The 14175-nt window shown below is 54.7% G+C and carries 15 protein-coding genes; 12 read left to right on the top strand and 3 right to left on the bottom strand.

The features are described from left to right. Positions 1–36 precede the first annotated feature (36 nt). Complete coding sequence (locus M8Q36_RS05580; RefSeq protein WP_020455796.1) at positions 37–1365, bottom strand: PTS cellobiose transporter subunit IIC; 1329 nt, start codon at positions 1363–1365, stop codon at positions 37–39. Positions 1366–1377: 12 nt separating this feature from the next. After that, positions 1378–1692 carry a PTS sugar transporter subunit IIB gene (locus M8Q36_RS05575; RefSeq protein WP_017458127.1) on the bottom strand — a complete coding sequence of 105 codons (315 nt, stop codon included), beginning with the start codon at positions 1690–1692 and terminating at the stop codon, positions 1378–1380. A 293-nt stretch (positions 1693–1985) separates the two neighbouring features. On the opposite strand from M8Q36_RS05575, the gene M8Q36_RS05570 reads away from it, so the two are divergent. The 11 genes from M8Q36_RS05570 to M8Q36_RS05520 all read left to right on the top strand — a co-directional run bounded on the left by M8Q36_RS05570 (position 1986) and on the right by M8Q36_RS05520 (position 12235). After that, complete coding sequence (locus M8Q36_RS05570) at positions 1986–2942, top strand: LacI family DNA-binding transcriptional regulator (RefSeq protein WP_020455794.1); 957 nt, start codon at positions 1986–1988, stop codon at positions 2940–2942. A 189-nt stretch (positions 2943–3131) separates the two neighbouring features. Beyond that, a complete protein-coding gene (locus M8Q36_RS05565; protein ID WP_249880281.1) occupies positions 3132–3536 on the top strand; it encodes a hypothetical protein in 405 nt (134 codons plus the stop codon). 3 nt (positions 3537–3539) lie between these two features. Continuing rightward, positions 3540–4148, top strand: coding sequence for a hypothetical protein (locus M8Q36_RS05560; protein WP_249880280.1), 609 nt, complete (start codon positions 3540–3542; stop codon positions 4146–4148). Positions 4149–4173: 25 nt separating this feature from the next. Then, positions 4174–4554, top strand: coding sequence for a hypothetical protein (locus M8Q36_RS05555; RefSeq protein WP_249880279.1), 381 nt, complete (start codon positions 4174–4176; stop codon positions 4552–4554). 28 nt (positions 4555–4582) lie between these two features. Next, positions 4583–4909, top strand: a complete 327-nt coding sequence (locus M8Q36_RS05550; RefSeq protein ID WP_249880278.1) for a zinc ABC transporter substrate-binding protein — start codon at positions 4583–4585, stop codon at positions 4907–4909. A 274-nt stretch (positions 4910–5183) separates the two neighbouring features. Then, entirely contained in the window at positions 5184–6887 is a 1704-nt protein-coding gene (locus M8Q36_RS05545) for an ABC transporter substrate-binding protein (protein WP_249880277.1), read from the top strand. 47 nt (positions 6888–6934) lie between these two features. Beyond that, positions 6935–7894, top strand: coding sequence for an ABC transporter permease (locus tag M8Q36_RS05540; RefSeq protein WP_249880276.1), 960 nt, complete (start codon positions 6935–6937; stop codon positions 7892–7894). Further along, entirely contained in the window at positions 7894–8841 is a 948-nt protein-coding gene (gene opp4C, locus M8Q36_RS05535; RefSeq protein WP_249880275.1) for an oligopeptide ABC transporter permease, read from the top strand. Before M8Q36_RS05540 ends, opp4C begins: the two co-directional genes overlap by 1 nt. After that, a complete protein-coding gene (locus tag M8Q36_RS05530; protein ID WP_249880274.1) occupies positions 8838–9818 on the top strand; it encodes an ABC transporter ATP-binding protein in 981 nt (326 codons plus the stop codon). The genes opp4C and M8Q36_RS05530 overlap by 4 nt, the downstream gene beginning before the upstream one ends. Beyond that, complete coding sequence (locus M8Q36_RS05525; RefSeq protein ID WP_249880273.1) at positions 9815–10792, top strand: ABC transporter ATP-binding protein; 978 nt, start codon at positions 9815–9817, stop codon at positions 10790–10792. Before M8Q36_RS05530 ends, M8Q36_RS05525 begins: the two co-directional genes overlap by 4 nt. A gap of 249 nt (positions 10793–11041) precedes the next feature. Beyond that, positions 11042–12235 carry a zinc-dependent alcohol dehydrogenase gene (locus M8Q36_RS05520; RefSeq protein WP_249880272.1) on the top strand — a complete coding sequence of 398 codons (1194 nt, stop codon included), beginning with the start codon at positions 11042–11044 and terminating at the stop codon, positions 12233–12235. An 88-nt stretch (positions 12236–12323) separates the two neighbouring features. Here the strand turns inward: M8Q36_RS05520 and nfsB are convergent, their stop codons facing one another. After that, positions 12324–12977 carry an oxygen-insensitive NAD(P)H nitroreductase gene (gene nfsB, locus M8Q36_RS05515; RefSeq protein WP_160268368.1) on the bottom strand — a complete coding sequence of 218 codons (654 nt, stop codon included), beginning with the start codon at positions 12975–12977 and terminating at the stop codon, positions 12324–12326. Positions 12978–13180: 203 nt separating this feature from the next. On the opposite strand from nfsB, the gene M8Q36_RS05510 reads away from it, so the two are divergent. Next, positions 13181–14116 (top strand): LysR family transcriptional regulator, encoded by a 936-nt coding sequence (locus M8Q36_RS05510; RefSeq protein ID WP_249880271.1) that lies wholly within the window; start codon positions 13181–13183, stop codon positions 14114–14116. Positions 14117–14175 lie beyond the last annotated feature (59 nt).

The raw sequence follows: 14175 nt of genomic DNA, 5'->3' as shown, positions 1-14175 counted from the left end.
ACCGACTCCTTTTCGTTACTGCGAATGCGTTACGGCTTAGTTACTGCGGACGGTTTCCGTCATCGGCGCGCTGCTCTGCGCTTTTTCTTCTTCTGCTTTCATTAATGAATGCTCGTAAGCACGCAGGAACGGCAGATACATCAGGGCGGACATCACCATACAAATCAGGCACATCACCACCGGGCTAAAGGCCCAGTTCGCCGCCCAGGACGCACCGATAGGGGCAGGCGTTGTCCACGGTGTCAGGGAGACGACTTGCGCCAGCAGACCCATTTTGGTGGCGGTGTAAGCCAGCACGGCGTTCACCAACGGCACACAAACAAACGGCACAAACAGCATCGGGTTCATGATGATCGGCGCGCCGAACAGAATCGGTTCGTTGATGTTAAAGAAGCTCGGTACGACGCCCATTTTGCCGATGGTGCGCAGATGCGCGACGCGGCTACGCAGCAGCAGGAACGCCAGCGGCAGGGTGGAACCGACGCCGCCAATCAGCAGGTAGTGATCCCAGAAACCTTGCAGATAGACGTGCGGCAGCGCGGCGCCCGCAGCCAGTGCGGCCTGGTTGGCGGAGAGGTTTGCCATCCAGAACGGGTTCATGATGCCGGTGACAATCAGCGAACCGTGGATACCGGCGAACCAGAAGATCTGGCACAGCAGCACGGAAAGCAGAATGGCAGGCAGGGAATCGGACGCGGAGACCAGCGGTTCCAGCACGTGCATAATCGCCTGCGGCAGGATCATGCCGGTTTGCGCTTCAATAAACAGGTTCAGCGGGTGCAGCGTACCAATGATCACCAGCACCGGAATGAGGATTTCAAACGAACGGGCAACGCCGGTCGGCACCTCTTTGGGCAGGCGAATGGTGATGTTGTGCTGTTTAAGCCAGGCGTAAACGCGGGTGGAGTAAATCGATGTCAGCAGCGCGGTGAAAATGCCCTGCCCGGAGAGATACTGGGTAGAAATTTTGCCATCTGCATACGGTGCGGCGACAAGCAAAAATGCCATAAACGCCAGCAGACCGGTCATTACCGGGTCGAGGTTAAACTGACGACCGAGGCTCGCGCCGATCCCGACGGAGATAAAGAAGGTCATTACCCCCATGCTGAGGTTAAACGGCAGCATCAACTGCGCGCGGTATTCGGTGGAGAAATCGAGCCACGCGCGGGCGAAACCAACGGTGGTGTCGGCGGAAAACGGCGGGAAGATAAACACCAGCATAAACGAGCCGATGATCATAAACGGCAGCGCGGCGGTAAAACCGTCGCGAATAGCGATAACGTACTTCTGTTGCCCGAGGCGACCGGCCAGCGGCGTAATGCTTTGCTCAATAACCGTAATCATTGATTGATATAAGGAACTCATAAGAACACCTTTTTAATGCGCCGCTTCTATGAGCGACAGTGCATAGTCCAGTACCTCATTGCCACGTTGCATTCCGTAGTCCATCGGGTTGATGGGTTGGACCGGAATACCCTGAGCGGCGGCCTTTTCTGACAGCGTGTTTAACATGTATTTGACTTGCGGTCCGAGAAGCACGACCTGGTAACGCGGAAATTGCGTGTCGAACTCCGCGACGCCATACGCGTCGATCTCTACCGGTATATCGCGTTCCTTCGCGGCTTCCAGCATTTTCCTCACCAGTAAGCTGGTGGACATACCGGCTGAACAGCACAACATAATCCTGAACATCGTTAACCATCCTCGAAGTGTAAAAAGTTATTGCGGGGTCGATTGGATATCATATGGAAACCGGTTTCCATTTGTTCGCCGCAGAAGTGTGATAGCTGTCAATGTCTATGAATTATCTGATGCCGTAATTGGATTTGCGTCACGGAATTTGGCACTCTGTTGAGAATAAAAAGCGCAAAATGGAAAATCGGTTTCCATCAAAAAGCGAAACCGTTATACTGCGTGTGGTTATATATTAGCCGTTGAAGTATTTAGATTTTGCGGGCGCAATGTGCGTCTGTCAGGGGAGAAAGATGTCTACAATCAACGATGTATCACGTTTAGCTGGGGTGTCGAAAGCCACAGTCTCACGGGTGTTGAGTGGTTCGCGCGGCGTTAAGGAAGCCAGTCGCCTCGCGGTGCTGAAAGCGGTCGAAGAGCTGAATTATCGGCCCAATGTTATCGCGCAGTCATTGCTCAGCCAGTCGACAGGCTGCATCGGTGTTATCTGCGCCCAGGACAATATCAACCAAACCACCGGCTACCTCTACGCGCTGGAAAAGCATTTAAGCCAGAGCCAGAAACATCTGCTGCTGCGCTTCGCCAACACCAAAGCGGAAGTGATGAGCGCGCTGGATGAGCTGACCTGCGGGCTGTGTGACGATGTGCTGATTATCGGCGCGCGTTTTCCGCTCAAAATTGACGACGAAAACGTCATTCTGGTGGATTGCGTTGAGTCTGCCGACGCCACGCCCAACTGTATTCAATTTGATCACGCCTTCGCCGCCGAAACGGCCTGTAACTACCTGATTAGCCAGAGCCGCCGACAAATTGCGCTAATCCACCCGCGCACCGCCGCAGCCGATCAAGTGCTGCACGGCTATAAGCTGGCGCTGGAAAATAATTTCCTGCCGTTTAACCGTAACCTGGTGTTTATGGATGACACTTCGTCCTCTGTTGCGTTGCAGGTGCTGCTCAATAACGCTACTACCCTGAATTTCAACGCGTTGCTAGTGGCGGATGAGCAGGAAGCCCAGCGAGTGATCCCGCAATTGCAGGCGTTTAATAAATCGGTGCCGGGCGACATTATGGTCTTCAGCCTCGCTGGTTCACTGCATTTGCCGGGCATTCCTACCATTCCGGCTATCGAATATTCGATGGACGCGATGGCGGCACGTATTGTCGCCTGGCTAAATGAAAAAACGCAGAGCGTGCTGGGCGCTTACCGGGTGCGCGGGGATTTAATTATTCCCGATGTCAGCAAACGCTAATCGCTATTTTGAAAGCCTCCGGTTGGGGGCTTTTTTATTTCCCGCTTCTAATTTTCGTCCTTAAGTTAAATAAAAACCGCTTTAAGGTAAATCGCATTTTTACTACAAACAATTCTCTCTCTGTGCTTGTTACTGCCGATAATCCATTAGAACATCGTAAAAACGCGTAATCAAAGTGGGGAGCGGAAGATGAACAGACTGCAGACCATTTCTGTCGCACTGGCGCAGAAGATGGATCAGTTGCAAGCGAGAGAGAACATCCAGCTTGCCATCGCTGCCTGCCAGTATGCCTTACGTGTTTCGGGCTGGAAGGATGCCGATGTGGATAAAGCGTTCTCAGAGTTGAAACGCAACGGTACCCTGACTGAACCTGAATTGGCGTTCTGCAGAAAGCGCGGCGAGGCGCTGGATAACGACTATTTCATTAAGCAAGAAAACGGCGAGACTGATTCTATCATCTCATTTAGCCGCGCCCGGGTAGTATCCGCAATACTGCTTTTGCATGCTGGCGAGTACGCCGAATCTGTATATGAGTCATTGATTTCTTTAGATGATACTGCGCAGTTACTGGCGGTACTCTATGAAAAAGGATAAGTAATGAACAGCTTAAATATTGATTGGGTGCCTGAGTTCGGTACGATCCATACCTGGTTTGCCGCCGATAAACACGGCCGTATTGCCGTGATGGTGAATAACTGTTTTGGCGATCTTCCCAGAGCGTTATTACAAATAACAGATGTTGAATCGCTGCTGGAAAATATGAATGAGTTTATATGGGAAGAGTCGCCCATTTTTGATGCGTACCCAGAGAATAAAAATGGCGCATTTTCCGTGGATTTATTTTCACATTTAAGATTCAGAAGTCACCCTGATAAAGCACATATTACAGAAGAGCTTAAACAGGACTGGCAGCGGTTAGGGTCGCAAAGTGATGTTAATCTGGCTATCAATAAAGGGATGTTTCTTTATTTTGGTGTAGAAGGTTCCAATCCCGGTGAGGATTACCCTGTCGGGTATGAAGGTACGACGCAAATGGGCGATTACTTCCGCTTCTTAGTTCCTACAGTGTTCGCATCGGTTGATGATTTTCCTCAACCGCTTCGCCGGGGTATTGCCGTTTCGACCATTATTGATTTCGAAAAAGACAGGTTACTGGATAATCGCCAAATCAATACTTGGTTTCCCGCCATGTTCGCTGGCCACTAAAATGCGCGGCGACGGTACTATCCCGATGGATGAATCACTCCTGGAATGCGATCTGGACTGGTTTGGCGTTGCGCCGGATGGTTCACTCGCCCATTTCGCTACTGCTGGCGTTGGCCCCGTTCCGGTGGAATTTAGTGGCTCTGTTGCCAACTATGAATTGGTTTACGACTATTTTGCTTCGCTGCAACCGATGTCAGATATTGAGGTGATTGAGGAAAATCTGGAGGAGTTTGCTAATGAGGAGCAGCGCCAGCGCTATCTGGCCTCATTTATTGCCATGTCGCGTAAAGGGTTGTTGAGTTATGATTTTAAAGAGAATGCGTATATATTAGTTGTGCGCCCAATAGTGCCGATGAAATATGACCTTCTGCCTGAAAATATAAAAAACACCCTCCCTTTTATTTAATATATCAATACGTTTGACGGCCTTGCCTATGAAGAAGAATGAAATCTATATTGAAATGCTATCGCTGGCTTTACCCTATATCAGAAATATGCAGTCGCAGGGTGCGGAAATAAAAGCACAGGACACATCCTGTTTTTTTGAGGCGGAATTACTGCATAATCTCATGCCGACACTGCTAATACCCGACGTTGTTGAGCATGACATTTGGTTTTTAAATCACCAGACGAGGTATTATGTTGTAAACTGCAACGCAGATATTTCTCCGAATTATTATCAGCATCTCAATTCTATTAAGTCTATATTCTCGCTGGTTCCGCCTGAATTGCGGGCAGCGCTACAGTGGCAAGGCCCCTAAGCGAAACCCCGTCCACAATGTGCTGTTTCCCCGAGATTTAGCTCAAGCAGAAAAAATAACCGCTGCCGGGAACGGCTTAAGGCACGCTCTTACATCGCCCGCGCAGCGCGGGTTATCAGCCATTTAGCTAAATCCCACCAATCGTTAGCCATAAGTTTGCTAAGGACGTTTAGCTATAAGCCATACGTTTTCGTTGTTAGACAGGGTGCGGCGCGGCTCTTATCGTTCGTCATTATTTGTAAATTCCACGCAATCATTTGATGAGGGAGCAATTTTGGCCAGCTTCGTGAATAGCTTAAAAACAAAACCCACGCGCTTCACCCTCGCGCTGAAAATCGCGCTACTCAGCAGTGTGGTGGCGTTCTCGTCTGCCTCGTTCGCCGATGAGATCTTAAAAGAAGGTATCACACCGGCGACAGACGCCAGCCAGATCCCGGCGGCGGCGAAGCTGCGCAAAGACACGGTGGTAGCCGGTATTTCGGAGCCGCAGGGGATTTTTAACCCGTACTTCTTCGTCAATGGTTGGGATGAAAACGTCACCAACGTCATCTTCTCGCGCCTGATCGACTGGGACAGCCACGGCAAACTGGTGCCGGGTCTTGCCGAAAGCTGGACGGTTAGCCCGGATAACAAGGTTTACACCATCAAGCTGCGACCGAACCTAACTTTCAGCGACGGCTCGCCGCTGACCGCCGAAGACGTGGCCTTTACCCTGACGGTGCTCTACGACCCGAAATATGATGGCGACACGGATATCACGCTGGCGAATATCGCGGGCGGCGCAGAATACAAAGCCGGGAAAGCGGACAGCGTCAGCGGTCTGAAAGTGATTGACCCGTTAACGCTACAGGTCACCACCACCCAGCCTGGTGCGACGACGCTGGCGAAAATCGGCGGGCCGGTGCTGTCCAAAGCCTATTACGGCAAGGGCTATCAGCGCGGCAATCTGGACTACCTGCGCACGCTGCATGGCAAACCGCTCGGCAACGGGCCGTATGTCTATGAGAAATACATTCCGGGCCAGGAGATCCGCTTCCACGCCAACACCCATTTCTACCGTGGCACACCGCCAACGCCGCGCTTTATCTACCGCGTGACCAATCCGTCCACCAACTTCCAGTTGTTCCAGACCGGCGAGACGGACTATGACGCGTTCACCTCGCGCCCGGATGATATTGAACAGCTGAAAATGCTCGGTTTCGCCAATATCAACCTGTACGGCTCCAGCGATTACAGCAAAGTGGAATTCAACGTGCGTCGTCCGGCGTTGCAGGACGTGAAAGTACGCCAGGCGCTGATTTACGGCCTTGACCGCCAGAAGCTGATTGATGTGGTGTATCAGGGGTACGGCAAAGTGGCGATTGAGCCAATTGCGCCGATCTCCTGGGCCTATAACACTGACGGGGTTAACCCGTACAAATTCGACCCGGCGCAAGCGAAAAAACTGCTGGATGAAGCGGGCTGGAAACCGGGGCCGGACGGCATCCGTGTGAAAGACGGCAAACGTCTGGAACTGACCTTGCTGGTGAGCAAAAAAGTGCTGAACGACGCGCTGATCCCGATTGCCAAAGAGAACTGGCAACAGATCGGCGTGCTGCTGAAACCGCAGGTTGTCGACTTCAACGCCCTGATGGCGCAGCGTAAAGCCGGCAATTATGACCTTGCCTCCTTTAGCACCAGCACGTTAAACGATCCGCATGACGGCGTGTGGGATTACTACAGCACGGAAGCGAAAGAGTCCGGCTATAACAACCCGCAGGTCGATAAGCTGATTAACGAAGGTAACGCGGTGCTGGATGTGGAAAAACGTAAACCGATTTACCACCAGCTCTATAAAGTGCTGGCGGATGATCCGCCGGCGATCCTGCTGGGCAACCGCGAAATTTTGTCGGCCAGCAGCGCCCGCGTCACCGGTTTTAAACCGGATATCTACAACGGCCTGACCGGCAGCCTGCCGGATGTGAAAATCGTTAAGTAACACCATCACAACTGCCGGGGCGTCCCGGCAGTTGCCATGAGAACGCTATGCGAAATTTTATCCTGAGGCGGCTGCTGCAAACCATTCCCATGCTGCTGCTCGCTTCGCTGATTATCTTCATGCTGTTTGCCAAAACGCCGGGCGACTTTATCGACGGCAACGTCACGCTGACCGCCGCCCGCGCCGCGGAACTGAAAGCCATTTACGGCCTCGATCAACCGCTGTTCACCCGCTATCTGCACTGGCTCGGCCAGTTATTACGTGGTGATTTAGGTTTCTCATTGCAATACCAAATCCCGGTGAGCCAGTTGCTGAACCAGTACATCTGGAACTCGTTCCTGCTGGCAAGCGTCGCGCTGGTGTTTTACTGGGGCATCGGCCTGGCGGTGGGTATCGCCTCGGCGCTGAAACCCAACTCGTTGTTTGATCACCTGGTCAGCGTGGTGGTGTTCGCTGCCATGTCTTTTCCGACCTTTTTCCTCTGCCTGTTGCTGATTAAGTGGTTTGCGGTTGATCTGCACTGGCTGCCGGTCGGCGGCATGACCAACACCGGCAGCGACGAAGGCGGCTGGGCGTGGGTGCTGCAGGTGGCGGCGCACCTGGTGCTGCCGGTGCTGGCGCTGGTGATGTTGCAGGCGGGCAGCCTGACGCGCTATTTCCGCGCCAGTATGCTTGATGTGGTGAAGATGGATTTTATCCGCACCGCGCGCGCCAAAGGGTTGCGCGAACGGACGGTGATTTTTAAACACGCGCTGCGTAATGCGCTGCTGCCAATTATTACCCTGCTCGGGTTTGAACTGCCGGGGCTGTTTTCGGGTGCGATCATCACCGAAAAAGTGTTTAACTGGCCGGGCGCGGGGCATATTCATATCGATTCGCTGGCGGCGCGCGATTACCCGGTGCTGATGGGCTTTACCCTGTTTCTGGCGGTGCTAACCATTCTCGGCAACCTGATTGCCGATGTGCTTTACGCGTGGGCTGATCCGCGTATTCGGGTGAGGTCGTGATGTTCGGTTCGCTTTTTTCAACCAATCGCCGCCTTCGTAAAGCGGAAATCCCGGCGCTGGCGCAGGCCACGCCTTCACCGTGGCGGCAAGCCTGGAAAGCGCTGCGCCATAATCATTTAGCCATGTTATGCCTGTTTTTGCTGGTGGTGATGACGGTCTGGTGCGTGATTGGGCCGCTCTGGTCGCCGTGGAAAAATGACGCCACCGATGCGCTGATGATCAACAAACCCCCCGGTGCTGAGCACTGGCTGGGCACCGATTTTCTCGGCCGCGATGTCTATACCCGCCTGCTGCTGGCGGGGCGCATTTCATTGATTATCGGCCTGCTGACCATGCTGCTCTCCGTGGCGCTCGGTTATCTGCTGGGCGCGGTCTCCGGTTATGCGGGCGGCTGGACAGACAAACTGATTATGCGGCTGGCGGATTTGGTGATGACCATCCCGAGCTTACCGCTGCTGATTGTCGCCGGTGCGATGCTGTCAGAACTCGATTTCTCCGCAGAATCACGCATCTATATGGTGGTTGTCATGCTCAGTTTGCTGGAGTGGCCAAAGCTGGCGCGGCTGGTGCGCGGGCAAATTCTCTCCCTGCGCGAGCGCGATTTTATGCTGGCGACGCAGGTGCTGGGTTTGTCGTCGCGTCGCCGTCTGTTTGGTCACTTGCTGCCGAATACCATCCCGATTCTGGTGGTGATGGCGACAATGGCGGTGGCAAACGCCATCCTGATGGAATCGGCGCTGAGCTACCTTGGTCTTGGCGTGGTGCCGCCCACGCCATCGTGGGGCAACATGATGGACGCCGCCAACAGCCTGATCGATTTTCAGCGCCGCCCGTGGCTGTGGATGCCGCCGGGTATCGCCATTTTTATTACCGTGATTGCGATTAACGTGTTGGGTGACGGCCTGCGTGATGCGCTGGATCCGAAGATGAAACGGAGCGTGAAATGAGCGAACCGCTGGTCACCTTTAATCAATTGTCCCTCTCTTTTGCCGGCGATCAGGGGCGCGTGCGCGCCGTGCAGGACGTGTCGTTCACCATCAACGCCGGGCAAACTATCGGCGTGGTGGGCGAGTCCGGCTGCGGCAAAAGCGTCACCGCCATGTCGCTGATGGGGTTGTTACCACCGCAAGCGGCACGCATTGACGGCGGGCAAATCCTGTTTCAGGGCACCGATCTGCTGCGCCTGAAGCCGTCAAAAATGGCGGATTTGCGCGGCAACCAGCTGGCGATGATTTTCCAGGAGCCGATGACCGCGCTTAACCCGGTTCTGACCATTGGCGAGCAGCTTTGCGAACCGTTGATTCGCCATCGCGGTGAAACGCCAAAAGCGGCGTGGGCGCACGCCACGCAGTTAATCACCGAAGTGGGACTGGCGCGGGCGGAGAGCCTGATGAGCAGCTACCCGCATCAGCTCTCCGGCGGCATGTTGCAACGCATCATGATTGCCATGGCGCTGAGCTGCCAGCCAAAACTGCTGATCGCCGACGAACCGACCACCGCGCTGGATGTTACCGTGCAGGCGCAAATCTTGCGGCTGCTGCGCGACCAGGCGCGGGCGCATGAGATGGCGCTGATGCTGATCACCCATGATTTAGGCGTGATCGCGCAAATGGCGGAGCATGTGGTGGTGATGTACGCCGGGCGCATCGTTGAACAAGGCCCGACGGCCGATGTGCTGCGTAACCCGCTGCATCCGTACACCAAAGGGCTGATCGCGGCACGTCCCATTCCGGGCGAGCGCAGGCGTCGGCTTTACTCCATTCCCGGCCAGGTGCCGGATCTCGCTGCGCTGCCGCCGTACTGCGCCTTTTATGATCGCTGCGAGCGGGCGACTGACGCATGCCGGGCGGGGATCCCGCCGCTTATAGGCCAGACGCGGCAAGCTGCGTGTATTCACAGTACGCTTCTGGAGCCAACCGCATGAGTGAGCAATATGTCATTGAAGTGGAAGGGCTGAAAAAGCACTTCCCGCTGCGTGACGGGCTGTTTGGCCAGCAAACCGGAGAGCTACGCGCCGTGGACGGCGTCAGCTTTAAGATTCGCCAGGGGACGATTTTCGGGCTGGTGGGCGAGTCCGGCAGCGGTAAAACCACCGTTGGCCGCACTTTGCTTGGGCTGTACGACAAAACCGCAGGCAGCGTAAAGTATCGCGGGCAGGAGCTGCAGGATCTGAGCGCGAAACAGATGCGCGCGCTGCGCCCGAAAATCCAGCTGGTGTTTCAGGACCCGTACAGTTCGCTGAATCCGCGTATTCGCGTGGGTGATGCGATTGGCGAAGCAATGCTCGAGCATAAGCTGTGCAGCCGGGCGGAGCTGCGCGACAAGGTGCTGGACGTGATGAAGATTTGCGGGCTGGCGCCGCAGCACTACAACCGTTTCCCGCATGAGTTTTCCGGTGGGCAGCGCCAGCGTATTGGCATTGCGCGCGCGTTGATCCTCAACCCGGATTTCATCATCGCCGATGAGCCGATTTCGGCGCTGGATGTCTCCATTCAGGCGCAAATCATTAATCTCTTTGCCGACCTACGCGACGATCATGGCGTGACATTCCTGTTTATCTCCCATGATTTAGGCGTGGTGGAACATCTGTGCGATGACGTCGCGGTGATGTACCTCGGGCAACTGGTGGAAACCGCCAGTCGCGATACGCTGTTTAACCAGCCGCTGCACCCTTACACCCAGGCGCTGCTGGCGGCGGTGCCAACGCTCGACCCGGATAGCGAACCCGTCGCTGTGGTGCAGGGGGAAATTCCCGATCCGTCGCGCCCGCCGTCCGGCTGCCGTTTCTCGTCGCGCTGCCCGCTGGCGACCGCCCAATGCCGCGCTGAAATCCCGGTGCTGCGTGAAGTGGAACCTGGGCATCATGTGGCGTGTCATTTGGTGGGAATGGCAAAATAAATAGTGGTCTTTTTATTTCTGGCTGGCGTTACGGCTCCAGCCGGAAATAGAGAAAAATAATCTCTCTATTATTGCCGAATAATTAATATTCATCTTTTTAATCAGCGAAACGGTAATTTCACAGGTAATATTGTTGTGACCAAAAATAACCGTTTCGCTGACATTAAGAATTACTGCCTATTTTATTTTTCTGCTCTGGTCTGTTCTATGCTTATCAGTTCTGTCTGAACCTTATAAGGAACAGGATATATGAGAGCACTGACTTATCATGGCGCGCATAAAGTTAGCGTTGATAACCGCCCCGACCCGGTTATCGAATCGTCAGACGATATTATTCTTCGCGTTACCGCAACGGCAATTTGTGGTTCCGACCTGCATCTTTATCACGGGAAAATACCGGGCACCAATCACGGCGATATATTCGGTCATGAATTTATGGGCGAAGTGGTGGAAACCGGGCCGGGCGTTCATGCCGTCAGTAAAGGCGACCGGGTAGTGATCCCTTTTGTCATTGCCTGCGGGGAGTGCTTCTTCTGCAAACTTCACCAGTACTCGGCCTGTGAGCAAACCAATTCCGGCAAAGGCGCGGCGCTGAACCGCAAAGGCATCACGCCGCCTGCGGCGCTGTTCGGTTACAGCGATTTGTACGGCGGTATTCCCGGCGGCCAGGCCGAATATGTACGCGTGCCGAAAGCCAACACCGGACCGTTTAAAGTGCCGGACACCCTGACCGATGAGAAAGTGCTGTTTCTCTCCGATATCTTGCCTACCGCATGGCAGGCGGTGAAAAACGCCGAGGTGAAACCTGGCTCCAGCGTGGCGATTTACGGTGCCGGGCCGGTCGGCTTACTGACGGCGGCCTGCGCACGTCTGGAGGGAGCCGAACAGATCTTTATGATTGATGACAGCGATTACCGGCTGGCTTTTGCCCGCGATCGTTATGGCGTGATACCGATTAACTTCGATAAAAATGACGATCCCGCGGCCTGGATTATTGAAAACACGGCGGGTCACCGTGGTGTGGACGCCGTTATCGATGCCGTGGGATTCGAAGCCAAAGGCAGCACCACCGAAACGGTGCTCAGTACGCTGAAAATCGAAGGTAGTAGCGGGAAAGTGCTCCGCCAGGCGATCGCCGCTACGCGACGCGGCGGGATTGTCAGCGTGCCCGGCGTATATGCCGGTTTTATCCACGCGTTTATGTTTGGCGATGCCTTCGACAAGGGGCTGACATTCAAAATGGGCCAGACGCATGTGCAGGCGTATCTGCCGGATTTGTTACCGCTGATTGAGTCTGGTCATTTGAAACCGGAAGAGATCGTTACGCACCACCTGCCACTGGAAGAGGCCGCTCGCGGCTATGAGATCTTCGATAAACATGCCGAAGATTGCCGTAAAGTGATCCTCGTGCCGGGCCTGAATGCACAAAAAGCGACGATTTAACCTGTCGCTTTTTCGCTAACACCGGCGGGAAGTACTGTGACGTGGCATGCCTCTCCCGGCGAGGAGGGGCATGCCGTAGCGCAGGTGCTTAAATAAAGGTGAAAATCTCGTCGCGCGGCAGGCGCGATTTTGGTAGCGCGGCGTTGAAATCGCTGTCACTGCGAACGCCAAGCGACACCAGCACCACGCTGGTCAGCCCTTTTTCACGCAAGCCGAGAGCAAGATCCAGCTCGCGCTGGTCGAAACCTTCCATCGGCGTCGCATCAATACCGAGCATTGCCGCACCCAGCAGCAGCCCGCCCAGCGCCAGATAAACCTGTTTTTCCATCCACTGCGGCAGATCCCGCTGCTCATAACGGTGAATCGCGACGTACGAACGGCGGCCCTTATCCTGACCCGCTTTTGCCGCTTCGTCTTTAAAGCGACCATCTTTCTGCTCCTGCTCCAGCACATTTTGCAGGTGCTGCTCATCAAGATCGCTGCGGATGCACAAGGCAATAACGTGAGACGCATTGACGATTTTCGGCTCGTTATAGATGAACGCCGCGGTGGCGGATTTCGCCATTGCCGCGCGGCCTTCGGGCGTGGAGGCGACAACAAAGTGCCACGGTTGTGAGTTCACCGAAGAGGGGCTGTTTCGCAGCACGTTGAGCAAGGTATCGATTTTATCCTGTGGCAGCGTTTTGCCAGGTTCAAAGGCTTTCACGGTATGGCGGGCAATTACCGCATCATCAAGTGTCATTGTCGTTCTCCTGCGCAATAGATGAAAAATTCGGGGCGAACCGTCCCGTAGAGTGTGACGAGAATAAACAGAAAGCGGCACAAGATAAATCGGTGTAAAAAGGCAGCACTTTCACTCACCGAGTGAAAATGGTGTTTGCCAGGGCGCTGTTTTCTGGCAAAACAGAGGAGCCACTCGCCTGTTATTAATCCTGCGGAGAAACCATGATTCGGCTGGAAGATGTCACGCTGTTCGTTCGTTCAGCGCTACTGGGAAGTTTTTCAAACGCGGCGCGCGAAGCCGGGCTGTTGCCAGGTCAGGTGAGCGCGGCGGTACACCGGCTGGAGCGCGATCTGGATAAACGGCTGTTTGTACGCTCCACGCGCAGTTTGCGTCTTACCGCCGAAGGGGAAAAATATCTCCCTTTCGCCCAGGAGATGCTGGCGGTTGTCGCCGCCGGCGCGGAGAGTTTGCACAGCGGCGATAAAGAGATTCAGGGTGAACTGCGCGTGGCGGTGCCTTCCGATATTGGCCGCAATGTGCTGTTACCACTGATTACGCGCTTTTGCGAGCAGCACCCCAGAGTGTCGCTGCGGCTTTCGCTGTCCGATCAAATCAGCGATGTCTTTCGCGATCCGGTTGATATCGCCATTCGTTACGGCGTGCTGGACAACAACAGTTATGTCGCCTTGCCGCTGGCGGAAGATAACCGTCGTGTGCTGGCGGCGTCACCGGCTTACCTGGCGCAGCACGGACGCCCGCAAACGCTGGATGACGTGGTTAATCACCACTGTTTACTCTTCACCATGAACAGCCAGGTGTATGACAAATGGAGCTTTCCGGAAAACGGCATGCGCCGCCAGTTGATCGTCAAAAGCCGGATGCTGTGCGACGACGCCGATGTTGCCCGGCGTTGGGCGCTGGAAGGCATGGGCATTATTTATAAATCGTGGATCGATATCAGCGCCGATGTGCTGGCAGGCAGGCTGGAAGTGTTGTTGCCGCAGCATCCCGGCGAAGCCACGCCGCTGAACCTGATTTGCCCGCATCGCAAACAGTTTTCCCCGGCAATTCGCCATTTGCATAGCGTGCTGCGTGAACATCTACGGCCAATCACCGCGTTGCTGCAAACTCACCCGGCCTTTAAACCGCACGGATGACCAAAAAATGTACGTCACTGCGCGCCAGGATTAACCTCTTTGCACAGGACATTACGCAC

This window comes from Kosakonia sp. R1.Fl (genome assembly GCF_023516815.1).
Classification (GTDB): Bacteria; Pseudomonadota; Gammaproteobacteria; order Enterobacterales; family Enterobacteriaceae; genus Kosakonia.
Note: the sequence above shows the minus strand (reverse complement) of the source record. Positions and strands in the feature narration are given on the sequence as shown.